This is a genomic window from Mesorhizobium sp. M0189 (genome assembly GCF_040322135.1).
Taxonomy (GTDB): domain Bacteria; phylum Pseudomonadota; class Alphaproteobacteria; order Rhizobiales; family Rhizobiaceae; genus Mesorhizobium.
The window spans coordinates 16,165-38,651 of sequence record NZ_JAMYSW010000029.1; the positions used below are offsets into that span (position 1 = coordinate 16,165).

29 protein-coding genes and 1 pseudogene are annotated in these 22,487 nt (G+C 63.6%); 18 read left to right on the forward strand and 12 right to left on the reverse strand.

From position 1 onward, the window contains the following. Positions 1-15: 15 nt before the first annotated feature. Positions 16-252, reverse strand: a complete 237-nt coding sequence (locus NKJ09_RS30090; RefSeq protein WP_352496076.1) for an Imm8 family immunity protein — start codon at positions 250-252, stop codon at positions 16-18. A gap of 420 nt (positions 253-672) precedes the next feature. Here NKJ09_RS30090 and NKJ09_RS30095 point away from each other — a divergent pair, with 420 nt between their 5' ends. Then, complete coding sequence (locus NKJ09_RS30095) at positions 673-2,295, forward strand: ABC-F family ATP-binding cassette domain-containing protein (protein ID WP_352496065.1); 1,623 nt, start codon at positions 673-675, stop codon at positions 2,293-2,295. Between the two features lie 50 nt (positions 2,296-2,345). Here the strand turns inward: NKJ09_RS30095 and NKJ09_RS30100 are convergent, their stop codons facing one another. Further along, entirely contained in the window at positions 2,346-2,777 is a 432-nt protein-coding gene (locus tag NKJ09_RS30100; protein ID WP_352496066.1) for an SAM-dependent methyltransferase, read from the reverse strand. A gap of 424 nt (positions 2,778-3,201) precedes the next feature. On the opposite strand from NKJ09_RS30100, the gene NKJ09_RS30105 reads away from it, so the two are divergent. Both NKJ09_RS30105 and NKJ09_RS30110 read left to right on the forward strand, forming a co-directional pair. After that, positions 3,202-4,356 (forward strand): KamA family radical SAM protein, encoded by a 1,155-nt coding sequence (locus tag NKJ09_RS30105; protein WP_502896979.1) that lies wholly within the window; start codon positions 3,202-3,204, stop codon positions 4,354-4,356. A gap of 353 nt (positions 4,357-4,709) precedes the next feature. Then, positions 4,710-5,528 carry a hypothetical protein gene (locus tag NKJ09_RS30110; RefSeq protein ID WP_352496067.1) on the forward strand — a complete coding sequence of 273 codons (819 nt, stop codon included), beginning with the start codon at positions 4,710-4,712 and terminating at the stop codon, positions 5,526-5,528. Here the strand turns inward: NKJ09_RS30110 and yghU are convergent. Then, positions 5,525-6,412: a glutathione-dependent disulfide-bond oxidoreductase gene (yghU, locus tag NKJ09_RS30115; protein ID WP_023718126.1), complete on the reverse strand. Its 888-nt coding sequence runs from the start codon at positions 6,410-6,412 to the stop codon at positions 5,525-5,527. The two genes, NKJ09_RS30110 and yghU, sit on opposite strands and share 4 nt — an antisense overlap. Before the next feature lie 287 nt (positions 6,413-6,699). Here yghU and NKJ09_RS30120 point away from each other — a divergent pair, with 287 nt between their 5' ends. Beyond that, a complete protein-coding gene (locus tag NKJ09_RS30120) occupies positions 6,700-7,605 on the forward strand; it encodes a S1C family serine protease (protein WP_023718127.1) in 906 nt (301 codons plus the stop codon). A gap of 15 nt (positions 7,606-7,620) precedes the next feature. Here NKJ09_RS30120 and NKJ09_RS30125 read toward each other — a convergent pair whose 3' ends face one another. The 5 genes and pseudogenes from NKJ09_RS30125 to NKJ09_RS30145 all read right to left on the reverse strand — a co-directional run bounded on the left by NKJ09_RS30125 (position 7,621) and on the right by NKJ09_RS30145 (position 9,435). Further along, on the reverse strand, positions 7,621-8,232 hold the full coding sequence (locus tag NKJ09_RS30125) for a hypothetical protein (RefSeq protein WP_023718128.1): 612 nt from the start codon (positions 8,230-8,232) through the stop codon (positions 7,621-7,623). 43 nt (positions 8,233-8,275) lie between these two features. After that, positions 8,276-8,473, reverse strand: a complete 198-nt coding sequence (locus NKJ09_RS30130) for a hypothetical protein (RefSeq protein WP_031193725.1) — start codon at positions 8,471-8,473, stop codon at positions 8,276-8,278. Positions 8,474-8,682: 209 nt separating this feature from the next. After that, on the reverse strand, positions 8,683-8,865 hold the full coding sequence (locus tag NKJ09_RS30135; protein ID WP_023675702.1) for a DUF3606 domain-containing protein: 183 nt from the start codon (positions 8,863-8,865) through the stop codon (positions 8,683-8,685). An 11-nt stretch (positions 8,866-8,876) separates the two neighbouring features. Then, a pseudogene (locus NKJ09_RS30140) lies at positions 8,877-9,184 on the reverse strand (hypothetical protein). After that, the gene (locus NKJ09_RS30145; RefSeq protein WP_352764402.1) at positions 9,181-9,435 is read right to left on the reverse strand and encodes a hypothetical protein; all 255 of its coding nucleotides are present in this window, start codon (positions 9,433-9,435) and stop codon (positions 9,181-9,183) included. The pseudogene NKJ09_RS30140 and the gene NKJ09_RS30145 overlap by 4 nt, the downstream one beginning before the upstream one ends. Positions 9,436-9,893: 458 nt before the next feature. Between NKJ09_RS30145 and NKJ09_RS30150 the strand changes: the two genes are divergently transcribed. The 4 genes from NKJ09_RS30150 (at position 9,894) to NKJ09_RS30165 (ending at position 12,641) form a co-directional block, all read left to right on the forward strand. Continuing rightward, entirely contained in the window at positions 9,894-10,220 is a 327-nt protein-coding gene (locus NKJ09_RS30150) for a PadR family transcriptional regulator (RefSeq protein ID WP_023718132.1), read from the forward strand. Then, entirely contained in the window at positions 10,217-10,783 is a 567-nt protein-coding gene (locus NKJ09_RS30155; protein ID WP_023718133.1) for a DUF1700 domain-containing protein, read from the forward strand. Before NKJ09_RS30150 ends, NKJ09_RS30155 begins: the two co-directional genes overlap by 4 nt. Positions 10,784-10,829: 46 nt before the next feature. Next, complete coding sequence (locus NKJ09_RS30160; protein WP_352496069.1) at positions 10,830-11,537, forward strand: GIN domain-containing protein; 708 nt, start codon at positions 10,830-10,832, stop codon at positions 11,535-11,537. Between the two features lie 150 nt (positions 11,538-11,687). Continuing rightward, on the forward strand, positions 11,688-12,641 hold the full coding sequence (locus NKJ09_RS30165; protein WP_352496070.1) for a prohibitin family protein: 954 nt from the start codon (positions 11,688-11,690) through the stop codon (positions 12,639-12,641). Between the two features lie 59 nt (positions 12,642-12,700). On the opposite strand, the gene NKJ09_RS30170 is transcribed toward NKJ09_RS30165, so the two are convergent. Then, a complete protein-coding gene (locus tag NKJ09_RS30170; RefSeq protein WP_352496071.1) occupies positions 12,701-13,267 on the reverse strand; it encodes an RBBP9/YdeN family alpha/beta hydrolase in 567 nt (188 codons plus the stop codon). 111 nt (positions 13,268-13,378) lie between these two features. Between NKJ09_RS30170 and NKJ09_RS30175 the strand changes: the two genes are divergently transcribed. Beyond that, entirely contained in the window at positions 13,379-13,852 is a 474-nt protein-coding gene (locus NKJ09_RS30175; protein WP_352496077.1) for an Lrp/AsnC family transcriptional regulator, read from the forward strand. 24 nt (positions 13,853-13,876) lie between these two features. Here the strand turns inward: NKJ09_RS30175 and NKJ09_RS30180 are convergent, their stop codons facing one another. Beyond that, entirely contained in the window at positions 13,877-14,353 is a 477-nt protein-coding gene (locus NKJ09_RS30180; RefSeq protein ID WP_031193729.1) for an Lrp/AsnC family transcriptional regulator, read from the reverse strand. A gap of 156 nt (positions 14,354-14,509) precedes the next feature. Here NKJ09_RS30180 and NKJ09_RS30185 point away from each other — a divergent pair, with 156 nt between their 5' ends. The 3 genes from NKJ09_RS30185 (at position 14,510) to NKJ09_RS30195 (ending at position 16,668) form a co-directional block, all read left to right on the forward strand. Further along, positions 14,510-15,262, forward strand: coding sequence for a tryptophan 2,3-dioxygenase family protein (locus tag NKJ09_RS30185; RefSeq protein WP_352481624.1), 753 nt, complete (start codon positions 14,510-14,512; stop codon positions 15,260-15,262). Between the two features lie 398 nt (positions 15,263-15,660). Continuing rightward, positions 15,661-16,092, forward strand: a complete 432-nt coding sequence (locus NKJ09_RS30190; protein WP_352481623.1) for a DoxX family protein — start codon at positions 15,661-15,663, stop codon at positions 16,090-16,092. Between the two features lie 222 nt (positions 16,093-16,314). Continuing rightward, positions 16,315-16,668 (forward strand): hypothetical protein, encoded by a 354-nt coding sequence (locus NKJ09_RS30195; RefSeq protein WP_023718140.1) that lies wholly within the window; start codon positions 16,315-16,317, stop codon positions 16,666-16,668. Positions 16,669-16,744: 76 nt separating this feature from the next. Here NKJ09_RS30195 and NKJ09_RS30200 read toward each other — a convergent pair whose 3' ends face one another. Then, positions 16,745-17,050: a hypothetical protein gene (locus NKJ09_RS30200; protein WP_023675713.1), complete on the reverse strand. Its 306-nt coding sequence runs from the start codon at positions 17,048-17,050 to the stop codon at positions 16,745-16,747. Between the two features lie 214 nt (positions 17,051-17,264). Beyond that, positions 17,265-18,083: a class I SAM-dependent methyltransferase gene (locus NKJ09_RS30205; RefSeq protein WP_352764406.1), complete on the reverse strand. Its 819-nt coding sequence runs from the start codon at positions 18,081-18,083 to the stop codon at positions 17,265-17,267. Positions 18,084-18,481: 398 nt separating this feature from the next. On the opposite strand from NKJ09_RS30205, the gene NKJ09_RS30210 reads away from it, so the two are divergent. From NKJ09_RS30210 to NKJ09_RS30235, 6 genes are all read left to right on the forward strand, one after another. Next, complete coding sequence (locus tag NKJ09_RS30210; protein WP_023718143.1) at positions 18,482-18,889, forward strand: hypothetical protein; 408 nt, start codon at positions 18,482-18,484, stop codon at positions 18,887-18,889. Between the two features lie 3 nt (positions 18,890-18,892). Next, positions 18,893-19,291: a hypothetical protein gene (locus NKJ09_RS30215; protein ID WP_023718144.1), complete on the forward strand. Its 399-nt coding sequence runs from the start codon at positions 18,893-18,895 to the stop codon at positions 19,289-19,291. Positions 19,292-19,370: 79 nt separating this feature from the next. Then, positions 19,371-19,922: a terminase large subunit domain-containing protein gene (locus NKJ09_RS30220; RefSeq protein ID WP_352496073.1), complete on the forward strand. Its 552-nt coding sequence runs from the start codon at positions 19,371-19,373 to the stop codon at positions 19,920-19,922. 279 nt (positions 19,923-20,201) lie between these two features. After that, positions 20,202-20,957 (forward strand): phage terminase large subunit family protein, encoded by a 756-nt coding sequence (locus NKJ09_RS30225; protein ID WP_051409635.1) that lies wholly within the window; start codon positions 20,202-20,204, stop codon positions 20,955-20,957. Further along, positions 20,954-21,547 (forward strand): hypothetical protein, encoded by a 594-nt coding sequence (locus NKJ09_RS30230; RefSeq protein ID WP_352496074.1) that lies wholly within the window; start codon positions 20,954-20,956, stop codon positions 21,545-21,547. The genes NKJ09_RS30225 and NKJ09_RS30230 overlap by 4 nt, the downstream gene beginning before the upstream one ends. A 422-nt stretch (positions 21,548-21,969) precedes the next feature. Continuing rightward, a partial coding sequence (locus tag NKJ09_RS30235; protein ID WP_352764409.1) for an ISAs1 family transposase occupies positions 21,970-22,487 on the forward strand: 518 nt, incomplete at its 3' end.

The following is a 22,487-nucleotide window of genomic DNA, read 5'->3' on the forward strand; positions in this document are numbered from 1 at the left end:
ATTCGGCAGGGCTACTTAAGCCAAGACTCGTATGCGGCCCATTCCGTCGTATTCCCATTCGAAGCGTTTTCGTAATGCGCGGACGCTTTCCTTCCACGTTGTTCCTTCGCATTTATCGAGAATGTTGAGGAGGCTTTGTTTGAGACTGGGCCAGTCAAACTCTTCGACGAAGATGACCGCGCGCCGATTGAGATTTATCTGGTCTCTGATCTGGTTAGCGATGACGTACACCTCGAAGTAATCGCTTCCAATATCCTCGTCCCACCGCCAGGGTTAGTGCTAGAGCGAAGCTCTTGGGATCCGTCGGCCGCCACTGTTCCAGTATTTTCTCGCTGTCCGGGATTTTCATGCCGGAGCGGATTTCCTGCTCGGTACACCCCTCGCTGATCAGGCTTTCCGTAACAAGATGACCGTTTTTCAATATTGGACCGAGATTCCCTGCGCTAACGCCTCTCAACCTCAGCCGGGATGGATAGACGATATTTGACATGGCCGTCTTTGCAAGCTTGCAATCACCGCAAGGTAGTGACCAATTCTCGGCCGGGCAATCGATGTCCATCGACCCTGAAGGCTTTGGGCGATTTGGCGCAGGCGTTCATGATTTGCAGGCTTCCTCTGAGGGGGCCGATCGCGTAAGGCGCGGGGAAAATCCCTGAAGCCTCGCGTGGAAGCATGATACGTCTCGAAAATATCAGCAAGCAGAACGGCCGGCAGATCGTCTTCATCGAAGCCTCCGCCGCGTTGCAGAAGGGCGAGAAGGTCGGGCTGGTCGGGCCTAACGGCGCCGGCAAGACGACGCTGTTTCGCATGATCAACGGCGAGGAGCAGCCCGACGAGGGCCAGGTCTCCGTCGATCGCGGCGTCACCATCGGCTATTTCAGCCAGGATGTCGGCGACATGGAAGGCCGCAGCGCCGTTGCCGAAGTGATGGACGGCGCCGGGCCGGTGAGCGAAGTGGCGGCCGAGATGCGCGAGCTCGAGCACGCCATGGGCGACCCCGATCGCGCCGGTGAGATGGACGAGATCATCGCCCGCTACGGCGAGGCGCAGCACCGCTTCGAGGAGCTCGACGGCTATGCGCTGGATGGGCGGGCTCGCGAGGTGCTGGACGGGCTCGGCTTCAGCCAGGAGATGATGGACGGCGACGTCGGGAAACTCTCCGGCGGCTGGAAGATGCGCGTCGCGCTGGCCAGGATACTTTTGATGCGGCCCGACGCCATGCTGCTCGACGAGCCGAGCAACCATCTCGACCTGGAAAGCCTGATCTGGCTGGAGCAGTTCCTGAAGAACTATGACGGCGCGCTGCTGATGACCTCGCACGACCGCGAGTTCATGAACCGCATCGTCAACAAGGTGGTCGAGATCGACGGCGGTTCGCTGACCGCTTACTCCGGCAACTACGAATTCTACCAGCAGCAGCGGGCGATTGCCGATCGGCAGCAGCAGGCGCAGTTCGAGCGCCAGCAGGCGATGCTGGCCAAGGAGATCGCCTTCATCGAGCGCTTCAAGGCACGTGCCTCGCATGCCGCCCAGGTGCAGAGCCGGGTGAAGAAGCTGGACAAGATCGACCGGGTCGAGCCGCCCAAGCGGCGCCAGAAAGTGTCGTTCGATTTCCAGCCGGCGCCGCGCTGCGGCGAGGACGTGGTGACGCTGAAGAACGTGCACAAGGGCTATGGCAGCCGCTCGATCTACGAGGGGCTGGATTTTCAGGTGCGTCGCCGCGAGCGCTGGTGCGTGATGGGCATCAACGGCGCCGGCAAGTCGACGCTGCTGAAGCTGGTGGCTGGCGCTTCCGAGCCGGATAATGGCACGGTGGCGCGCGGCCCGAGCGTCAAGATGGGCTATTTCGCCCAGCACGCCATGGAAGTGCTGGAGGGCGAGCGCACCGTGTTCCAGACGCTGGAAGACGCGTTTCCGCAGGCCGGCCAGGCGCCGCTCAGGGCGCTGGCCGGCTGCTTCGGCTTTTCCGGCGACGAGATCGAGAAGAAATGCCGCGTGCTGTCGGGCGGCGAGAAGGCGCGGCTGGCGATGGCACTGATGCTGTTCGATCCGCCCAATTTGCTGGTGCTGGACGAGCCGACCAACCACCTCGACATCGCCACCAAGGAGATGCTGATCACGGCACTGTCGCAGTACGAGGGGACCATGCTGTTCGTCTCGCATGACCGGCATTTCCTGGCGGCGCTGTCGAACCGGGTGCTGGAACTGACGCCCGAGGGGATTCATACCTACGGCGGCGGCTATACGGAGTATGTCGAGCGCACCGGGCAGGAGGCGCCGGGGTTGAGGAGCTGAGGCGCGGACCCAGCTCTGCCGCTCGATTCCTGAGGCTAAGCACGAGCTGTTCAGCCGTGTATCGCAATTTCGCGCAGCGGATCGCCGCCGTCGATGAACAGCCGGCCTTGCGCGGTCAACACAGCGCCGAGCCGTTGCAGGGCGATTTTTCCCGCTTCGGGATGACGACCGTCCAGCGCGCCGACGCGCACCGCAACGGCAATGTCGAAGCGCTTCTCGTCGGCCTCCAACTCGAAATCTTCGATCGCGACCTGGCGAAGACTCAACCGGCCTGCCGCAATCTCGGCGCGCGAGGCGGCTCCGGCCTGTGCGATGGCCTTGGCGGAGCGATCGATCGCCAGCACATGCCCGCCGCCGATCCGGCGCGCGATCTCGCGCGCCGCAGCACCTGGTCCGCAGCCGATCTCCAGCACGCGCATGCCCGGCCGCAAAGGCAGCGCGTTGATGATCGCCAAAAGCCTTGGCGACAAGTCGTTCGCCATTCCCTGTTCTCCAGCTTTTTCGCGATCCGAGATTAGCGACCGCGGCCGGCGACGGGAAGAGACGCGGACATCGCCGATGCATTCACCCAGCTGCCGGGTCGAGGAGGGACATGATCAACATCGAAGAGAACTGGTCGGTCGCCTCAATTGCGGCGGCCGAGCGGCCCGGCGTCGTTGACCTGAGGGGTAGGGAGGGACTGGCGCCGAGCCTAACCGGTGGGGGGTAGATTACCGGCCGTTTATGTGTATACGCTCAAGCTAATATAAGAGCAAGCTAATGTTATGCGTCAGCGGGCGGGACGTTGGTTTCTGATCAGTGGACGGCCGCCGCCTCCTGGCCGCGCACTCCAACCGGCCCAACACCGCTTATTGCCTTCAAGTCGTGGCTCCAATGCTGTACCCAGCCCGAATTCAAGGAGCCTCCATGACCTCACATCCCGACATCCCCGACGCCAGCATGGCCGTCGATGCGGCCGGCATGACAGCCGATGACGAGCGTGCCGACGAGGCGGATGCCGCATGGCAGGACGATGTTCGCGAGGGCGTGCGGCACATAGGCGATCTGGATTCCCTGCCGCTGTCGCCTGCCGAGCGCGCGGCGGCCGAAGCCGCGGCCATGCGTCACAAGGTTCGCATTCCCAAGGCCTATCTCGACCTGATCGACTGGAGCGACCCGGCCGATCCGATACGGCTTCAGGTCATCCCGTCGCCCAATGAACTGACGGAGCAGGAGGGCGAGCTCGACGATCCGATCGCCGACCACGCCTTCAGTCCGGTGCCGAGATTGACGCATCGCCATGCCGACCGGGTTCTGCTGTTCCCGACCTATCAATGCGCGGTCTATTGCCGGTTCTGCTTTCGCAAGGAGTCGCTGACCTCGATCGGCCGGGGTTTTTCGCGCGAGGCGCTGGAGCCGGCGTTCGCCTACATCGAGTCCCATCCGGAAATCCGCGAGGTGATTCTGACCGGCGGCGATCCGCTCTCCCTGCCGGACAAGGCGCTGACGGAAATCCGCGCCCGCGTCGAGGCGATCCAGCATGTGCGGCTGTTGCGCATCCACACCCGCGTGCCCGTGGCGCTGCCCTCGCGCGTCACCGGCGGGCTGGTTCAAGCCTTGCAGGGCCGGCTGATGGTCACGGTCGTCACCCATTTCAACCATCCGCGCGAGATCACCGAGGCGACCGAGCGGGCCTGCCGTACTTTAAGGCAGGGCGGCTTCGTGCTGCTGAACCAGAGCGTTCTGCTGAAAGGCGTGAACGACACGGTCGAGGTGCTGGAAGAGCTGTGCCGCGAGCTGATGTACCGCCTTGGCGTCAAACCCTATTACCTGCACCACGGCGATCTCGCGCGCGGCATGGCGCACCGGCGCACCACGATCGCCGAGGGCCAGGCGCTGGTCAGCGCCTTGCGTGCGCGCCTGTCGGGCATCTGCAACCCCGTCTATGTGCTGGACCTGCCGGACGGCGGAGGGAAAGTGCCGCTCGGCCGGTCCTATCTCGAGGCGCGGGACGGGGAGACGTGGCAGATACGTGGGCTTGATGGGGTTGTGAGGGCGTACAGGGAGGTTGCTGGGGAGTAGGGGACGCGCAGCCACCGAACCGTCGAGGTCGCGTTCAGCTTATGTAGTAATGTCCCATATAGATATCATGGTCTAGACAGGACATGTTCGGTTCTGGGAATGTGCATTGGACGTTCCGCTAGTTTAGTCAACTAATATATATCGCCCAACTCATATCGTCGGTTTTGGGCTAGCGGGAAAACCTGCCTCCTGCTTGTACGACGGTGCCTGAGGCCACACTTTACAACCGGCTGGCAAAGCTCCCTTTTGTTGATGTCAGCCTAAATCCGGCTGGTGTTTCGATGCGGCGTTGAGGCTATAAAGCCGTTCAACCGGGCGGCCTTGAGATGCATTTCGGTCGGTCGAGAGGGGGTATGGTGATCGACGGAACGCCAAACGTGGTTCTGCTGATCGGCAGCGCCCCCGATGTGGTGCGCTGCGCGGCCTGGCCCAAGCAGGCCTTCGGCAAGATCGTCGCCATCAACAATGCCTGGCGCGTGCGCCCCGACTGGGATTTCCTCGTCCATGCCGGCGATTTCCCGGCGGAGCGGATGCCGCAAGGCGATCCCCTGCAGCAGGCGCAGATCTTCAGCGCCTCGCATTACGTTCCGGCGCAAAACAGCTTTGGCGGCTTCGTCTATGCCGGCGGCACCATGTCGATGACGGCGGCCTACTGGACGATCCACAGCCAGAAGCCCGACGTGCTGGCATTCCTTGGCTGCGACATGATCTACGACCAGCCCGGCAACACGCATTTTTACGGCGTCGGCCGCGCCGACCCTTTGCGCAACGACGTCACGCTGCGCAACCTCGAGGCGAAGTCGGCCCGCCTGCTCATCCATGCGCTCCGGCGCGGGTGCCTGTGCGTCAACCTATCCGACCTGCCGCGCAGCCGGCTGATCTTCCCGCGGCTGACGCTCGACGAACTCGGCGCGCTGTCTTCCTCGCAGCTTTCGGAAATGAAGGCGGAGATGCTTGCCGGCCTGCAACTCGATCAGGCGGAGGAGGCCGACAGGATCGAGAAGGAACTCGGCTATTTCTTCGAGGACGGCATGTACTGGAAGCACCTCGACAAGCTCGACGAGAAATTCCTGGCCGATATCGACCGGCTGTGGATGGCGGCGGTGGAGGCGAGCCAGCCGAAGCTGCCAATCTCCCCCACGAGGGGGGAGATCGGCGTGGCATCCGCTTAGCTTTTGGCCGCCTCGAGCTTGTCTTGCGTCTTCGTCTCGAAATCGCTGGCGTCATGGCGCTCGTGCAGCTGCATCGAAGGCTCGCCGAAGGTGCGATTGACCATGCGGCCGCGCTTGATCGCTGGCCGGGCGTCGATGGCGTCGGCCCAGCGCTGCACGTTCTTGTACTCTTCCACCTGCAGGAACTCGCCGGAATCATCATACATGCGGCCCTTGGCCAGGCCGCCATACCAGGGCCACACCGCGATGTCGGCAATCGTGTAGTCGCTGCCGCCTAAATACTCGCTTTCGGCCAGGCGCCGGTCAAGCACGTCCATCTGCCGCTTGGTCTCCATGGCGAAGCGGTCGATGGCATATTCGATCTTCATCGGCGCATAGGCATAGAAATGGCCGAAGCCGCCGCCGAGATAGGGCGCCGACCCCATCTGCCAGAACAGCCATGACAGGGTTTCGGCACGAGCCGGCTGCTCTGTCGGCAGGAATTCGCCGAATTTTTCGGCGAGATAGAGCAGGATCGAACCGGATTCGAAGATGCGGATCGGCTTTTCGCCGCTGCGGTCCATCATGGCCGGGATCTTGGAGTTGGGGTTGACCTTGACGAAGCCGCTGCCGAACTGGTCGCCGTCATTGATCCTGATCGGCCAGGCGTCGTATTCGGCGCCGCTGTGGCCGAGCGCCAGAAGCTCCTCCAGCATGATCGTCACCTTGACGCCGTTCGGCGTCGCCAGCGAATAAAGCTGCAGCGGATGCTTGCCGACCGGCAGTTCCTTGTCATGCGTCGGGCCGGCGATCGGCCGGTTGATGCTGGCGAAAGCGCCGCCATTTGGCTTGTTCCAGGTCCAGACTTTTGGCGGCGTATATTGGTCCGTTGTGTAGTCGTTCATGTCGGGAGGCCTTTGGATTGGAAGGATTGGGGATTGGAAGGATTGGGGAGGATCTCAGGGTATCAACTTGGGTGATGGAGGAGGAACTTTGCATAGGACAGCTTCGGATAGCCGTAGGTACAGATAGGGCGGCCGGCGCTGTTGCAAAACCCCGGCGCCAACGGCGAGGCGCCGGTCCACACCAAAGCCGGCGCCGCCTCTTGCGCCTGGTCACCTGCGCCATACCTATAGCCCATATCGGCCTGCGAACCTCATATCAGCCTGCGAACATTGCCAGGAACCAAAGCATGAATATCGAGCCCCTTTTGCGATCCATCGTGGCCGTCCGCGCCACCGTCCCCGAAGACGCCTTCACGGCAGACGCGCTGGGCACCCGCCGCGAAGGCAGCGGCGTCGTCATCCGCGGCGACGGGTTGGTGCTCACCATCGGCTATCTCATCACCGAGGCCGAGGAGGTCTGGCTGGCCGACCAGGACGGCCGCGTGGTGCCCGCCCATGCGCTCGCCTACGATCAGGAATCGGGCTTCGGCCTGGTGCAGGCGCTGGCGCCGCTCGGACTGCCCGCCATTGCGCTCGGTGATGCGTCCAGGGCGAAGATCGGCGATCCCGTCGTGCTCGCCGACGGCGTCGGCCGCTCGGTGCGGGCGCAGATCGTCACCAAGCAGGAATTCGCCGGCTATTGGGAATATCTGCTCGACGAAGCGATCTTCACGGCGCCGGCCCACCCCTCATGGGGCGGCGCCGGCCTCATCGGCGCTGATGGCAGGCTGCTCGGCATCGGTTCGCTGCGCCTGCAGATGAGCCGCAACGGTGAGGTCGCCGACATCAACATGGTGGTGCCGATCGATCTGCTGCCGCCTATCCTCGACGATCTCCTGACGCGCGGCCAGGTCGCCAGGCCGCCGCGGCCGTGGCTCGGCGCCTTCTCGGCCGAGAGCGACGGCAAGGTCGTGGTGATGAGCGTCGCCGAGGGCGGCCCGGCCGCCCAGGCGGGCCTACGCCAGGGCGACGTCATCTCGGATGTCCGCGACGCGGCGGTCGACGGGCTCGCCGATTTTTATCGCAAGCTGTGGAAGAGCGGCCCGGCGGGCGCCGAGATCCCGATCCGCGTGCTGCGCGACGGCCGCGAAACCTGGCTGCGCGTCAAATCCGCCGATCGCAACAGCCTGCTGTGGAAGCCGCCGCTGCAGTGAGGCAACCGAAACCTCTCACGCTCCGCAAGCGCTGAAGCCAGTGCCTGGGGTCCACTCCGCGAACGGGATGACCTTGCCTTCGACCGATACGGTCGCGTGCCTGGTGGTGCCGTCCGCCAGCTTCTTGCTGCTTTTGCCCTTGCCGGTCAGCACATTGTAGTCGCAGTCGCCGGCAACATTGTCGTCCATGTAATCCCAATATTCGTAGGCGAAACCGGCGACGACGAACGTGCCGTTGCGCCAGGCGAGCGTCAGCGTCTTGTTGGTCCGCTCGCTGCCGATCTCCATCGCCGGAATATAGAGCTTGATCGAGCCGTTGGGGAGCGCGGTGAGTTCGGGCTCGGCGTCGGATGTGGCGGGGCCTGGCCGGTCGTAGTCCTTCCATTCCGCGTAAATCTGTTCATGCACGACCCCGGCAGGCCTGAGAAAATTGCCGTCGCGGTCCCTGAGGAACAAATGCAGGTCCATGGAATAGCCGGGCTCGGTCTCAACGATCATCGCCAGATCGGCGGCGCCATCGCCGTTCCAGTCGCCGGTCGCCGCCGTGATGATCTTCTGGGTCTCGATCGGCTCCGCCAGGGCGGCGGCCGGCAGCAACAGGACCAGACCGAATATTGTCGATCGCATGTAAATCCCCCGAGCTTGGGCAGGCCTGAGACGCACGCGCTTCTCAGGAGGCCCGGCTCTGCCGCGTCTCGGAACGGCTCGTCTCGTTGAGCAGCCGGCAGAGCGAAACCGCTTCACGACGGCTCAGGCCGATCAGCGCGATCTGCGAAAATTGCGCCGGCAGATCGTGAACGATGTCCCACACCATCCATCGTCCGTTCGGCTCCAAGACACATTCGTAGCGCAATAGTTGTTCCTGCATCCGACCCCCCGGCTTTGCTCACCGGACTGGTACAGTGTCGAGGTAAATGAGTTGTTGCGCCGCGAGAGTATTCCACGGCTATCAAAACCAGGCGTTGAATCCCGCAGCGGCGAGCCTGACACACAGCAGGCCGCCCGGCGGGGCGGATCTCGACAAGGCGGCAGGGCAGGGACGCTTCTGGCGTGAGCGGCGCCGGCCGCCAACGTGGATCAGGCGTTGCGGCTCGCCATATGCGCGTCGAGCTTCCTCCTCGAGGGGCCGTAGCGCTTGATAATGGTCGCGGCCTCGCTTTGCGGTATGCCGTATTTGCGGGCAAACGCAGCGACCTCGTATGGCTCTTCGCCGGAGACCAGTTTGCGATCCTGCTTGGTCTTGGATTTGTCGTCGGCCATGGCGTCCTCCATCACATCTGGTCGTTATAGGGCTCCTTGGTCCGGCCGACCATCCTGGCCAGTTCGGCAAAGGACGGCACGCCGGTTTCGCCCTGGGGATTGTTGGCCGCCTGCAGCAGCCTGAGCGGAAAGCAGACGGCGTCGCGGTTGGACGGCGACATGTCTTCATAGAGACGCTCGTCGCTGTCATCGCCGCCTCGGCCCGGCGCAACGCCATGTCGACTTCGTCGACCGATAACAGGCCCTTGTGGACCAGCGCGTTGTTGACGGCCGCGATTGCCATCATCAGTCCTTCGAGCTGGAGATTGGCGACGTTCATCGTCTTGCATCCTTGCCGGGCTTCTTGACGGTAGCCTTGCCGTCTGGACGGATCGCTGCGCGCGGCGGGTTCTGGCCCTCCGAATGCCGGGTCTTGTCGTCGAAATCGTCAGCCGGCCTGGTCAATCCCATGCCGCCGGGAGGTGGCTTGTTGCCGGCCGCACCCTGCGAGAATTCGTCGGCCGCGTCGGGGCTCGTCTTTGCCGGATATTTCCTCGCTCCGGTCTCGTAGCGGTTCTGGTCGTCGGCCATGTCCTGTGCTCCGGTTGCAATGAGCAGATAACTTTCATGCGACGGCAGCGGTTCCGTGGCGAAATCGACCTTGCCGGTGCCGCAGCCTTAGCAATCTGTCGGGTTTTCGTGCATTCTTGTGCATGCCAACGATGCTTCGCTCCGACGCGCCGGCAAAATGCTGCTCCTACTGCGGTGGGCGCGACCACAATTACGAGGATTGCCCGAAGCGCAAAAGCGATGCCGAACGGCAGAAGGACGCGTCAGGCAACGCCTACCAGCGCGGCGCTGCGCTGGAGTGGAAGTCCGCTAAAGCGGTTCCAGAAAAGTGTCGGCGGTTTTCCGTCCGGAACTGCGTCAAACAGACAAGCGGTTTTCAAAGCCAATCTCCATTGTCCGCCTAGCCTGGCGAGCTACCAATCGCTACCTTGCATAAACAGGTAGCGTGTTATATACAGCCATTGAATTGGAAGTTACGCATGACCGACTCGATCCAGGTGCAGTTGCGAAAAGGCGCTCTCGAGTTGTGCGTCCTGGCCGTGCTGTCGCGGGGCGAAAGCTATGGCTACGAGATCGCCAGCACGCTGGTCGCCGCTGTGAACATGGGAGAAGGCACGATCTATCCGCTGATGCGGCGGATGCAGAATGACGGCCTCGTCGCCACCCGCATCGTCGAGTCGAGCAGCGGGCCGCCGCGCAAATATTACCGGCTCACGCCGCTCGGCCAGCAGGCTTTCGAAGCTCATCGCCGCGACTGGCGCTCGCTCGCGGGCGCAGTCGACAAACTTCTTGAGGATTTGCCATGACCAGGGATGCCTTCCTGCGAAAATTGAGACTGGGGCTCGCCGGCCTGCCAACTCAGGAGATCGAGGATATTATTGGCGACTACGCCGCCCATTTCGCCGATGCCTCGGGCCGCAGCGAAGCGGAGGTCGCGGCGGCCCTGGGTGACCCGGCCAGGCTTGCCCGCGAACTCCGCGCCGAAGCTGGGCTGCGCCGTTTTGAAACTCATTGGAGCGTGTCGAACATGTTGGCGGCGACGTTCGCGCTTGCCGGCCTTGCCTTCGTCGACATCGTCTTCCTGCTGCCGCTGCTCATCACCGCGGTCGTGCTTGCGCTCGGCCTTGGCATCACGCTTGTCGCCATCGGTGCGCTGGGCATCAAGATCATTCTGACCACGCTGCTGTTCGAGCCCGGCGGCACGCTCACGGCGATGCTTGGCCGCGTCTTCATCGGCGCCGGACTGGTGTGCGGGTTCCTCGGCGGCGGCGCCCTGCTGTTGCTGGGGTCGAGCGCCGGCATACAGGTCTTCGGGCGCTATGCCCGGATGCATTCCCGTCTGACCCACCCGGACCGCAACCAGGCTTGAGCGGTGCCAAGATCGCAATTTGTCATCACGTTGAAGGAAACGGACCATGACGGGAAAACTGGCATTCGTCGCAGCGGCGGGACTGGCCGGCGCCGCGCTCTTCCTGGCCGTCGGCATCGGGCTGGCCGGGCCGGACTGGATCAACGCCGGGGGTTCATGGATTGGCGGACAATCCACCTGCGGAGCAACCACATCGACCAGAAAAGAGGTCACGCTGCCGTTCCGCAACGACGGCAGTTTCACGATCGCTTTGCCGGCTTCAGTCCGTTATCAGCCGGGTGACAAGGCCGAGGCCGTCGTCAGCGGCGAGTCGACCCTGATCGACCATGTGCGGATGGAAGGCAGCAGGCTCACCTTGGATTGCGAACCGGGCTGGTTCGCGTCCCGGTTCGATGTCAGCGTGTCGGGGCCGGCAATTTCAGACTGGAAAGTGGTCGGCAGCGGCGACCTTGCCCTGTCGCAGATCAATCAGCCCGGGCTGCAGCTGAACATCCGCGGCAGCGGCAGCGTTACCGCAACCGGAACCGCCCAAACGGTCGATCTGGATATCCGCGGTTCGGGCACCGGCCGGCTCAGGAACCTTATCGCCCAATCCGCGCGGATCGAGATCCGCGGCAGCGGCGATGCGGAGATTACCGCACAAGCGTATGCGGACGTCACGATTTCCGGCAGCGGTGACGGCGACGTCTATGGGCACCCGACCATGCGGCGTTCGGAGGTCAGAGGCAGCGGCAGCATTACGCAGGTGCCGTAAAGCAATTTCGGCGTAGGGAATTGCCCTGGCCGGCCCGAACCACCCGGCCGGTCCGACCGGCCGGCGCGAACATCCTTCCATGTCCAGAGGATTGCAATGCCGCCACTATTGTGGGCAAAACCAGCACGGGCAATCAAGTTGGGGTGGGCAATGACCGATACGCGAGGCAATTCGGGCCGTCCGCAGGGCAAGCCGGGGACGGCGTCGATCGGTTCCGGCCTGATCGCCCTCGTCATCGTGGCGCTCGGCGTCTTTGCGCTCCTGGGATCCTGGTACACGATCGACCAGGGCGACCGCGGCGTGCTCTTGACCAACGGGGCGCTGAGCTCGGTCGTCGATCCCGGGCTGCATTTCAAGCTGCCATGGCTGCAGCGCGTCGAGAAGATCAGCCTGCGCCAGCAGGTGCTCAAATGGGGCTGCGAGAACCAGAACGATTGCAGCGGCCTGCCGGCCATGCAGGCCTATTCGCGCGACCAGCAGCCGGCGGACATGCGCGTCACCGTCAATTTCCACGTGCCGGCCGCCGAAGTCAGCAACGTCTACACCAATTACGGGTCGATCGAGGCACTGGCCGACCGTGTCATCGCCAGGAAAGCACCGCAGGAAATCAAGACGGTGTTCGGCCAGTACGACGCGGTGTCGGTGATCCAGAACCGGGCGAAGTTCAACAAGGACGTCGCCGAGGCCATTGCGGCGGTAACCGATGGCCCGGTGATGATCGACAGCGTGCAGGTCGAGAACATCGACTTCTCCGACGCCTACGAGCAGGCGGTCGAAGCCAGGATGACGGCGCAGGTCGAGGTGCAGAAGCAGGAACAAAACCTGCAGCAGGAAAAGATCAAGGCCGACATCGCCGTCACCCAGGCCAAGGGCCGCGCCGACAGCGTCAAGGCCGAAGCCGAAGCCAGCGCCTACAAGACCAGGATCGAAGGCGAGGCGACCGCGGAAGCCATCAAGGCCCGCGCCGCCGCAATCGCCAACAATCCGCTGCTGGTCGAACTGACCAAGGCGGAGAGATGGAACGGGGAATTGCCGAAGTCGATGATCCCGGGCTCAACCGTACCGTTCCTCGAACTCAGCTCGCCGGCCGCAGCATCGAACTGAGGCGCGGCATCGCGGCGCAACCAGGTCAGGGCGGCGGCGCGGTAGCCGTCCTGATGCGGTCACGGCTGAAGCACGGCGCCTCGGGCGCTTGCTTGCGTTTGCCCGAGAAAAGCCGTCAGCAGCTCCATTCCCGCCGGCCAGTCGCCGAGCCCGCTGTCGCCATTGATGTGGCCAAGCGGTCCGGCGATATGGAGATCGCTGCCCCAGCGCTCGGATTTTGCCCTGACATAGTCCAGCGAGCCGTAGGGATCGTTGATGCTGGCGACAATCAGCGAGGGAAAGCGAAGCCGTTGTTGCGGTGTCTCGGCGAAGGCGCGGGCGGAGGAGGGGAAGGCCGGCGACGCAGGGTCCGGAACCGCAACCAGCAACGCGCCGCCGACCTCGCGGGGCGAGATCCGCTGCCAGTGCGCGACTAGCAGGCAGCCGAGGCTATGGGCGACGAGCACCGGTGGTGTCCTTGCCAGGCCTACAGCGGCTTCCAGCGCAGCCACCCAGTCGTCGAAGTCCGGCGCGTCCCAACTCGCCGGGCTGAACCGCCGCATCGCCAGGTCCGCCTGTTGCCAACGTGTCTGCCAGTGGGCTTTGCCCGATCCGCCGATGCCCGGCACAATGATGAATTCGGTCATGCGAAGCCCTTCTCTCCTGATGCAACGCGCGCAATTCTAGGTCTTCTCCCAGGCGGCGGAATGAGAGATCATCGGAAAGCAGCGAAGAAATCCGATGGATTAAAGGTGATCATGCGGAACGGCGATTATCGGCCAAGGCTCGATCCCACCGATCTGGCGATCATCGAGATCATGCAGGAGGATGCCCGCATCGGCATCTCCGAGCTTGGCCGCCGCGTCGGCCTGTCCCAGCCCGCCGCTTCGGAACGGGTGAAGCGGCTGGAGGAGCGCGGCGTCATCACCGGTTACAAGGCGGTGATCAATTCGGCAGCGCTCGGGCTCGGCACCATGGCGGTCATCCGCTTGCGCACCACGCATGAGCATATCCAGGCCTGCCTGAAGAAGTTCGCCCAGTTGCCGGAGGTGATCGAGGTACTGCGGGTGACCGGCGAGGACTGTTTTCTGGTCAAGGTCGTGGTCCCGTCACCGCCCGACCTTGAAAGCATCGTCGACAGCATCGGCCACTACGGCACGGTGACGACAAATGTGGTTCTGCGCGCCGAGCCACCGAAGCGGCTGGGGCGCGAATTGGTGACGAGGGCCTGACCGGGGCGCCGCCCCGCCGCCCGTCTATCGCTTTGTCTGCGTATGCCCGACGGCATTGGCGAACGAGATGCCGCCCTTGATCTCGCGCATCGCCATCGAGGTGATCGTGCGCCGCACGCCGGGTAACCGGCTGAGCTCCTCGCGCAGCATCCTGTCGAGCGCCATCATGTCGACGGTGACGATCTGCAGGAGATAGTCGGCCTCGCCTGTCGTGGCGTGGCAGCGGCGGATCAGCGGATGCTTCTGCACCGCCGCCTCGAAGGCGTCCGACAGCTCGAAATCGATCGACACCTGGATAAAGGCTTCGATGCCGAAGCCGAGCTTGGCCGGGTCGATGCGGGTCGAGTAGCCGCGGATGACGCCGGCGTCCTCCAGCGCCTTGACCCGCTTCCAGCACGGCGTCTTGCTCAGGCCAACCTCGTCGGCGAGCGCGGCAAAGGAGATGCGGGCATCGCGTTCGAGCGCCGCGACGATCTTCCGGTCGACCGCATCCAGCAGCATTCGTTCTTTCCTTCCGCTTCAGATGCAGTTTTTGTCCTTTGTTTCCCGCCAGCCGAATAACAGAAAGGGACAATGTTCGGCAAGAAAGCGATTAGACTCGGGGACCGGGACCCAACAAGCGCCTGCGGCCCGACGGCCGGGGCAAGGAGCATGGCCATGGACAAGCAGGACTATTATGCCCGCATCGAAACGCCTGAGATGCGCGACTATGGCGTCTACCTCAAATGCGACAGGCTGCTCGCCTGCCAGAAGCCGCTGGCCGAGATGGTCAATGCCGACGAGCTGCAGTTCCAGATCGTGCATCAAGTCGAGGAACTGTGGATGAAGCTCATCGCCTATACGCTGGTCGACGTCGTCGATTTCCTGGAAAAGCAGGACACGCATCGCATCGTCACGCTGATGGGGCGCGTGCACCGGCTGATGCGCATGATGACGGCGCAGCTCGACCTGCTCGAAACCATGTCGCCCAAGGAATACCAGCAGATCCGGTTGCAGCTCGGCAATGGCAGCGGCCAGGAATCGCCGGGCTTCAAGCAGCTGCTGCGGCTGCCGCCCGATCTGTGGCGGGCCTTCAAGGCGTCCTACCTCGATGGCCGCGGGCTCTCGGTCGAGGACGTCTACGATGCCGGCTACGATCACGGCGACAGCTATGTCGTTGCCGAAGCGCTGGTCGAGTTCGACGAGCTGTTCCAGAAATTCCGCGCCAACCACCTCTACCTCATCCACCGCACGATCGGCCTCGGCGCGAAATCGCTGAAGGGCCGGCCGGTCGAATTGCTGGAGGCCGGCGCCCGCCACCGCTTCTTCCCGGAGCTCTGGGACATACGCTGGGCGATGACCGACCGCTGGGGCAGCCAGTATGGAACGATACGGGAGCCGATCAGCAAGCCGGGGGCCAAGGTGGGGTAGTCCTGAACCTGGTTCCTCGCCCTAGTAAAGGCAGACAATCGATAGGGAGTCCCCCTCATCCGGCCGCGGAGCCTGTCCTCGGGCTTGCCGGAGGCAAGACCCGTGGGCGGCCACCTTCTCCCCGCTGGGGAGAAGAGGCTGGCATCAACGCAGGCGACCTCCTCTCCCCTCGGGGAGAGGTGGGATTGACCCCCAATTGACTTAGCAATTAGGGTGGGAAACACGGGGGTGGGGGGCATGGGCAAATGCGCCCTGCCTCCATTGGGCGAGGAACCAGGTTCTGCAATGTCTGGCCCGCTACGCGCTTGTATCCTGCAGGTTTTTCGGGGGATGATGTCGGGCTTGCGGCTGGTGGTGCGTCCTTGGGGCGAAACCGTCGCAACTCTTGGGAGGACATCATGACCTTGGAAACCACTCAATCATCCGTTCAGTCGCCGTGGCAGACCGCGGCAATCCTTGTCGCCCGCCTGATCTTTGCCGCCGTCTTCCTGATGGCCGTGACCTTCAAATTCATCGATATCGGCGCCACCGCCGGCTATATCGCGGCGGCCGGATTTCCGTTCCCGCTGTTCCTGGCCTGGTGCGCAGCCCTGCTCGAGGTCGTCCTCGTCCTATGCTTCCTGACCGGCGCCTTCTTCTCCTGGGCAGCACTCGTCGCCGGCGCCTATGTGCTGTTCCTGGGCTTCGCCTTCCACGGGCCATCGCACTGGGCCGGCAACCAGGCGGAGTTCGGCTTCTTCGTCGACCATTTCACCTTCCTGGCCGGGCTGCTGTTTGCCGCCGTGCACGGGCCAGGCCGCGTCCTGGCGCTGAAGCTTGGCAGGGGGTGATGCCGGAATTTCGGATCCGGCGTCTCGATCCGCACCAGCATCGTCGTGACATCGAGGACGGCCGGGTCCCGTCATTCAGGCCATCGCAGGTCGACTGCAATAAAAGCGACAGCTAAAGTAACGGGCGTTCTAGGTTTATGCTTTTTGTAGAGGCGCCTGCATTCCCTCTGTACTTCCAACTTTCGACGGGCTAAGCAAGACACGGGTCTTGAGGGGGAATTCATGAACATCGCCACGCGTTTTGCTGCCGCCATGATCGGCGCGTCACTGCTTGCCGGCTGCACCACGTTGACCGAAGGCGAATTCAACACGATGCATGCCACGCTTGAAGGCAGCCCTGCCGTGAAGCGCCTGGTCATCAAGGACTGCATTGCAAGAGAGAAATCCACGTCGCTCGGCGAAAAGAAGACTTACGCTGCGTTCATGAATGTGAGCGTGGCGAAGTACGAGACGGCCCTGTGCAGCCGTATCAGCAATGCCATTGCCAGTGGCAGACTGACCTACGCCGACTATGTGAAGCTGCATTCGCCAACCGCCGACAACAGCAAGGTCATCAGGATCATGCAGGGCCGCTAGCAGTCGCCGCCAGCCCGGCACGGCAGCCGTTATCGCTGTGTCAACTCCGATCGCGGCGCCAGTTATGATCGCCGCGTCACATCTGGTCGTTGTAAGGTTCCTTGATCTGACCGACCATGCGCGCCAGTTTCGAGAAGGACGGCATGTCCGTCTCCGGCTGACACTGATTGGCCAACTCCAGCAGTCGGATCGGGAAGTTGACGGCGTCGCGGCTCGACGCCGACATGCCTTCGGACCTTTCCTCGTTGGTCTCGCTGGCTTCGGCCTTGCGCAAGGCGATGTCTATCTCCTCGACAGAGAGCACGCCCTTGCGGACCAGGACCTGATTGATCGATGCGATGGCCATAAGCAGGCCTTCGAGTTGCAGATTGGCGACGTTCATGGCTTTTGCTCCCATTGGCTAAGCTTCAAACGCGCGAATGCCTGTTCTGATCCGGACGGTGGCGTCTCGCCGGCCGGTGTGCTTCGCCCACCACCTCGCATTTTTTGCCGCCGCAACGTATTTTGTTCTTGCTTTGTGCCGGCAGCTATGCTACTAATCTAGGTACGGTGCTAACTGGCTCCAACGATCCGCCCGCCGAGGCGGGTTTTTTGTTTCAGGCCGGTTTGGAGACGATCACGGCGAGCGAGGCGAGCTTTCCGTCACTCAGGCTTCGGATGTAGTTGCGGCGGCGCTGCAGGAATTCCGCGCCCATGACGATTTCATTTGCCTGCTGCTGCGTCGGCGAGGGCACGATGCCGGAATTGGCTCTCTGCAGCGCCAGCTCAACATGTTCGCCGGTTTCGTCGACGATCTCGTCGATGCGAAACCCGGCATCTGCAAACAGGGTTTTCAATTTTTCCCGATCGGCGAGGTGACTGGTCGCCGGCGAAACCGCCCAGGGCATGGGGTAGTACGGCTCGCCGCCGGCGAGCACGGCCTCGGTCCAGATCAGCCTGCCTCGCGGTTTCAGCACGCGCCAGGCCTCGTCGATGACCGCGGCCTTATTCTCGATGTTCATGCCGACATAGAAGCAGATCGCCGCATTGAACGTGCTGTCGCCAAAAGGCAATTTCGTCGCGTCGGCCTGATGGAAGCGAACCTTGTCGGACAATCCGCTGAGTGCGGTCAGTCGGCTCGACGCGGCGACAAAGGCCGGCGTCAGGTCGATGCCGTCGACCTGGCAGCCATAGGTCGAGGCCAGAAATCTTGCCGGCCCGCCAATGCCGCTGCCGATATCCAAGGTCCGATCTATCGGCGAAGGCGCAAGACGGGCAGCATGCTCCCGCGTGGCGATCAGTTCGCGGCCATGGAGCTGATCGAATGGATAGAGTTGCGCGGCGGCGAGTTTGCCGGCCGGGTCGGCGTCCGGGATCGCGGCCAATATGCGATCGACGATGCCGTCGCTGCCGTAGTGACCGGTGACATTGCCCATGACGCGTTCCCTCAAGCGCAAACACCATCCCATCAACGCAAGTCTCACGCAATGCCCCGCCTTTCTCGCCAAAGAACCCCTCTTTCCAGCCGTCCACCGATGAAGGGTGCGAGGTCGTCAGTGCATTTTTTTCCGCTGATGCCACATTTTGTTCTTGCTTTGTGCCGGCAGCTATGCTACTAATTTGGGTATGGTGCCAATTGGCTCCAACGACCCGCCCGCCGAGGCGGGTTTTTTGTTTCAGGCTTCCTTTTCGACCAAACGTTACGTGAGCTGCCAGCTGTGGGGCCGGCAGGACAGGGGCGCGAAGGAACGCGACCTGACGATCGTCGGAACCGCGAAATCACCAACCATGAATCCCGCAACGCGCTCGTGCGCCCACCCCAGAGAACATCCCCATGTCCAACCGTTACGCCACCATCATCACCGACGATGACGGCCACGAGGTCGTCAGCGCCATTGGCGAGTTCGCCGGCGCCGCACCCTATGCACGCATCGGCCGCTTCGAACTGGTCGCCGCCGGCGTGCGGATCGGTATGCTGCGTGGCGGTATCGTCGATGCGGTCGGCGGCTTCGGCTTCCCGTCGGAAGCACTCGACGGCAAGGCGGTGGCAATTCTCAGGGCACGGCTGAATGCCTTGCTTGACGCCGGTGCGATGAAGCCCGGCACGCTGACTGATGCGAAGCCGGCGAGCCAGCCGCACAAGCCGAAGTCGGCACGCGCCGGCAAGAAGGCCAAGCCGCGCAAGCGCATTGTGCGGCCAGCCAACAAGAAGCCGGCGATCTCCGCCGGGACGGCAGAGTAGGGCATGGCCAAGGCTCCTTCCACCGGCGATCCCCAGCCGCACGATCAAGCACCCGGCAAGCGAACCAAGCGGGCGAAGAAGACGCTGGCCGACGGCTTCCTCGAAGCGATCCGCGCCGATTTCCGCGCCCATGGCGCCGGCGTCATCGCCGAGGTGCGCGCCGAAAAGCCCGATCAGTATCTGAAGCTCGTGCTCTCGGTGCTGCCCAAGGATCTTAGTGTCAACATCAACAATCTGGATGCATTGAGCGATGACGAAATCAGGCAGCGCATCCGCGGCCTCGAAGCCGTCCTTAGGCCGTTCCTCGAGAAGCCGGACTTCGCAAAAGGCTTCGCCCAGCCCGGCGGCAAGGAAGGAATATCTCAGCCTGCTGGCGGAGCTGGACCGGAGGCGCCGCACTAACCAGCTTGCCGCCTATCGGCCTTATCCCCGACAGGCCGAATTTCACGCAGCCGGCGCGACCAATCGCGAGCGCCTGTTCATGGCCGGCAACCAGCTCGGCAAGACCAGGGCGGGCGGCGCCGAGTGGGCGATGCACCTCACCGGCCGCTATCCCGATTGGTGGCAAGGCAAGGTTTTCGATTGTGCGGTACGGATGTGGGCGGCCGGCGTCACCGGTGAAAGCACGCGCGACAACCCGCAGCGCATCCTGATCGGCCCGCCACAGCAGCAGGCGGCCTGGGGCACCGGGATGATCCCGGCCGACGCCCTCGTCAGCACGATGGCGGGACGGGCGCCGGGCGCGCTCGACAGCGTCGTGGTGCGCTGGGGCGGCGGCGGCGATGTCCAGGCCGACGAATCGGTGCTGTCGTTCAAGAGCTACGAGAAAGGCCGCGAGAAATGGCAGGGCGAAACGCTGCACGGCGTCTGGTTCGACGAGGAGCCGCCGCTCGACATCTATTCCGAAGGGCTGACCCGCACCAACGCCACCGGCGGCATCACCATCGTCACCTTCACGCCGCTGCTCGGCATGTCGGACGTGGTGCTGCTGTTTTTGTCCGCGGAGCAGGTGGGAGGGATGGGGAGGGGATGACAGGGCTGCGAAATCGCGCAACTCGCGTTCCTTCGCGCCCCCCTCTGTCCTGCCGGACATCTCCCCCTCTAGTGGGGAGATTGGATGTCGCATTGGCTTTCGCCAATCTCCAATGCTTGCGGATAAGCGAGACGCTGAAGCTGCCATCTCCCCCCTTGAGGGGGAGATGTCCGGCAGGACAGAGGGGGGCGCTGTCCCGCCATCATGAAAACATCTTACCGAACAGCAGCATACGTCCAACACCTGCCACCATGATTCAATGCCGCGAGGGTGAAAACAATGACCCGTCACGTCACCTTCATGACCATCGACGATGCCGAGCATTATACGCCGCAGCAGCGCGCCGAGATCATTGCCGCCTATCCGGCGCATGAGCGTGAGGCGCGGGCCAAAGGCATTCCGGTGCTCGGCTCCGGCCGCATATTTCCGGTGGCCGAGGAGCTGATCGCCTGTGAGCCGTTCCCGCTGCCGCGCTATTGGCCGCGGCTCGGCGCACTCGATTTCGGCTGGGACCATCCCTCGGCGGCGGTCGAGCTCGCCTGGGATACGGAGGCCGACGTCGTCTATGTCACAAAGGCCTGCCGCGCTTCGCAGCAGACTCCCGCCATGCAGGCGCTGACTCTGAAACCGTGGGGCGAATGGCTGCCATGGGCATGGCCGCGCGACGGCCGCCGCGAGACACTGGAGGGTGCCGGCACCGCGCTTGCCAAGCAATATTCGGCACATGGGCTGAACATGCTCGCCAGCCATGCGCAGTTCGCCGACGGTTCGGTATCGGTCGAGGCCGGGCTGATGGACATGCTCGATCGCATGCAATCAGGCCGCTTCAAGGTGTTTTCGACGCTTTTGCCGTGGTTCGAGGAGTTCCGGCTCTATCACCGCCGGGATGGCCAGGTGGTGAAGTTGCGCGACGATTTGATGGCGGCGACCCGCTATGGCGTGATGATGCTGAGGGAAGCGGTGGTCGACCCGGCGGTGTTCAAAGCCGCGCGGCGGAAGGCGGGGCAGGCCGATCCGCTGGGGGCGTTTCGGTGACCATCCGCATCATCCCCGCCACACTGCGCGATCTCTCCTATATCGCCGCCAACCTGCGGCCGGAGGACCGAGCCGAGATCGACTGCCAGTTCGACGAGTGGTCGCCGGCTTTGCTGGCGCTGACGGCGCTGCAGGGGTTTGCCTATGTTGCCGAGCTCGACGGCAATCCGGAGGCCGGCTTCGGCGCCGCCGAACAGCGCAGCGGGCTGTGGATCGCCTGGAGCTGGGGCACGCGCCGCATGAGGCGCTGCGTGCCTGGGATTACGGAATTCTTTCACGCCGTGCTCGGGCCGCAGGTTGCGGCGCACGGCGCCTGGCGGGTCGAGGCGCGAGCGCTGGCCGCCAATGAATTGGCGCTGCGCTGGCTGGCCCGGCTTGGTGCCACGCAACGCTGCCGCCTGCCGGGCTACGGCCGGAACGGCGAGGATTTTCTGCTCTACGACTGGACGAGAATCTCTCACTTTGGAGAAAACCATGTGCCTTTTTCAAAAGCCGCCGGCGCTGAAGCCGTTGCCGCCGACACCGACCATTGCCGACAAGGACGTGCAGGCGCGCGAGGCCGCGTTGCGGGCCCAGCTGGCGGCCAATGATGGGACCGCGGGAACGGTGAAGACCGATTTGTCGCCCAGTGAGCTCACCGGCCAGCGCCGCGTGCTGCTGGGGGTTTGACATGGGCGCGATGAGAAGAGTGTTCCGCAACCGCGTGCTGACGTGGTGGTACTGGCGCCGGCACGCAAGGTTGGTGAAGAAGAGAGGCGGGTGATGCTGCCGATCTCCCCCCTCGTGGGGGAGATGCCCGGCAGGGCAGAGGGGGGCACTGTCCCGCCGGCCTTGGTGATCAATTTGTAAGTTGCCGCCATCGGCTCATTCCGGCGGGAAACGAAAACAGAGGCTGGCGTTCCTTCGCGCCCCCCTCTGGCCTGCCGGCCATCTCCCCCCTCGAGGCAGGGGAATCGCATATGGCGATTTTGGGGTTGAGTTTAGGCTGAGAAAGGATTCTTTGGAGAGGCAGTTGAGCGAAGGAGCGACTGCCATTTCCTGCCTTGAGAGCTACTTTGGCGCGGTGCCTGATCCACGCGCGCCCAACGCCACGCACCGGCTTGGCGACCTGATCGTGATGATGATCGCAGCAAGCCTGTGCGGCGCCAGCAATGCGACGGAATTTGCCCTGCTCGCGCAGGAGCGCAAGCAGGCGCTGTCGCGGCTGATCGACTATGACGCAGCCCCCAGCCACGACACCTTCTCGCGGCTGCTGCGCCTGCTCGACCCGGAGGCCTTCGGTCGCGCCTTTGCTGCCTTTGCCGCAGCTTTCGCCCGAGCCAGCCGAGAGACGCCCGAGGTGGTGTCGCTTGACGGCAAGGCTTTGCGGCGGGCCTACGAGAAGGGCTTGGCAGCCAGTCCGCCGTTGACGGTGTCGGCCTTCGCCGCCGAGACCCGGCTGTGCCTGGCGGCAGTCTCGCCGAGCGATGGTGAGAACGAAGTCGAGGCCGCGCTCAAGGTCGTCGAACTCATTGATCTTACGGGCAGATT

Excerpts from the sequence above, each read along its gene's own strand:
- NKJ09_RS30095 (WP_352496065.1), top strand. The coding sequence starts at position 673 with ATGATACGTCTCGAAAATATCAGCAAGCAGAACGGCCGGCAGATCGTC.
- NKJ09_RS30100 (WP_352496066.1), bottom strand. The coding sequence starts at position 2,777 with ATGGCGAACGACTTGTCGCCAAGGCTTTTGGCGATCATCAACGCGCTG.
- NKJ09_RS30105 (WP_502896979.1), top strand. The coding sequence starts at position 3,202 with ATGACCTCACATCCCGACATCCCCGACGCCAGCATGGCCGTCGATGCG.
- NKJ09_RS30110 (WP_352496067.1), top strand. The coding sequence starts at position 4,710 with ATGGTGATCGACGGAACGCCAAACGTGGTTCTGCTGATCGGCAGCGCC.
- yghU (WP_023718126.1), bottom strand. The coding sequence starts at position 6,412 with ATGAACGACTACACAACGGACCAATATACGCCGCCAAAAGTCTGGACC.
- NKJ09_RS30120 (WP_023718127.1), top strand. The coding sequence starts at position 6,700 with ATGAATATCGAGCCCCTTTTGCGATCCATCGTGGCCGTCCGCGCCACC.
- NKJ09_RS30125 (WP_023718128.1), bottom strand. The coding sequence starts at position 8,232 with ATGCGATCGACAATATTCGGTCTGGTCCTGTTGCTGCCGGCCGCCGCC.
- NKJ09_RS30130 (WP_031193725.1), bottom strand. The coding sequence starts at position 8,473 with ATGCAGGAACAACTATTGCGCTACGAATGTGTCTTGGAGCCGAACGGA.
- NKJ09_RS30135 (WP_023675702.1), bottom strand. The coding sequence starts at position 8,865 with ATGGCCGACGACAAATCCAAGACCAAGCAGGATCGCAAACTGGTCTCC.
- NKJ09_RS30145 (WP_352764402.1), bottom strand. The coding sequence starts at position 9,435 with ATGGCCGACGACCAGAACCGCTACGAGACCGGAGCGAGGAAATATCCG.
- NKJ09_RS30150 (WP_023718132.1), top strand. The coding sequence starts at position 9,894 with ATGACCGACTCGATCCAGGTGCAGTTGCGAAAAGGCGCTCTCGAGTTG.
- NKJ09_RS30155 (WP_023718133.1), top strand. The coding sequence starts at position 10,217 with ATGACCAGGGATGCCTTCCTGCGAAAATTGAGACTGGGGCTCGCCGGC.
- NKJ09_RS30160 (WP_352496069.1), top strand. The coding sequence starts at position 10,830 with ATGACGGGAAAACTGGCATTCGTCGCAGCGGCGGGACTGGCCGGCGCC.
- NKJ09_RS30165 (WP_352496070.1), top strand. The coding sequence starts at position 11,688 with ATGACCGATACGCGAGGCAATTCGGGCCGTCCGCAGGGCAAGCCGGGG.
- NKJ09_RS30170 (WP_352496071.1), bottom strand. The coding sequence starts at position 13,267 with ATGACCGAATTCATCATTGTGCCGGGCATCGGCGGATCGGGCAAAGCC.
- NKJ09_RS30175 (WP_352496077.1), top strand. The coding sequence starts at position 13,379 with ATGCGGAACGGCGATTATCGGCCAAGGCTCGATCCCACCGATCTGGCG.
- NKJ09_RS30180 (WP_031193729.1), bottom strand. The coding sequence starts at position 14,353 with ATGCTGCTGGATGCGGTCGACCGGAAGATCGTCGCGGCGCTCGAACGC.
- NKJ09_RS30185 (WP_352481624.1), top strand. The coding sequence starts at position 14,510 with ATGGACAAGCAGGACTATTATGCCCGCATCGAAACGCCTGAGATGCGC.
- NKJ09_RS30190 (WP_352481623.1), top strand. The coding sequence starts at position 15,661 with ATGACCTTGGAAACCACTCAATCATCCGTTCAGTCGCCGTGGCAGACC.
- NKJ09_RS30195 (WP_023718140.1), top strand. The coding sequence starts at position 16,315 with ATGAACATCGCCACGCGTTTTGCTGCCGCCATGATCGGCGCGTCACTG.
- NKJ09_RS30200 (WP_023675713.1), bottom strand. The coding sequence starts at position 17,050 with ATGAACGTCGCCAATCTGCAACTCGAAGGCCTGCTTATGGCCATCGCA.
- NKJ09_RS30205 (WP_352764406.1), bottom strand. The coding sequence starts at position 18,083 with ATGGGCAATGTCACCGGTCACTACGGCAGCGACGGCATCGTCGATCGC.
- NKJ09_RS30210 (WP_023718143.1), top strand. The coding sequence starts at position 18,482 with ATGTCCAACCGTTACGCCACCATCATCACCGACGATGACGGCCACGAG.
- NKJ09_RS30215 (WP_023718144.1), top strand. The coding sequence starts at position 18,893 with ATGGCCAAGGCTCCTTCCACCGGCGATCCCCAGCCGCACGATCAAGCA.
- NKJ09_RS30220 (WP_352496073.1), top strand. The coding sequence starts at position 19,371 with ATGGCCGGCAACCAGCTCGGCAAGACCAGGGCGGGCGGCGCCGAGTGG.
- NKJ09_RS30225 (WP_051409635.1), top strand. The coding sequence starts at position 20,202 with ATGACCCGTCACGTCACCTTCATGACCATCGACGATGCCGAGCATTAT.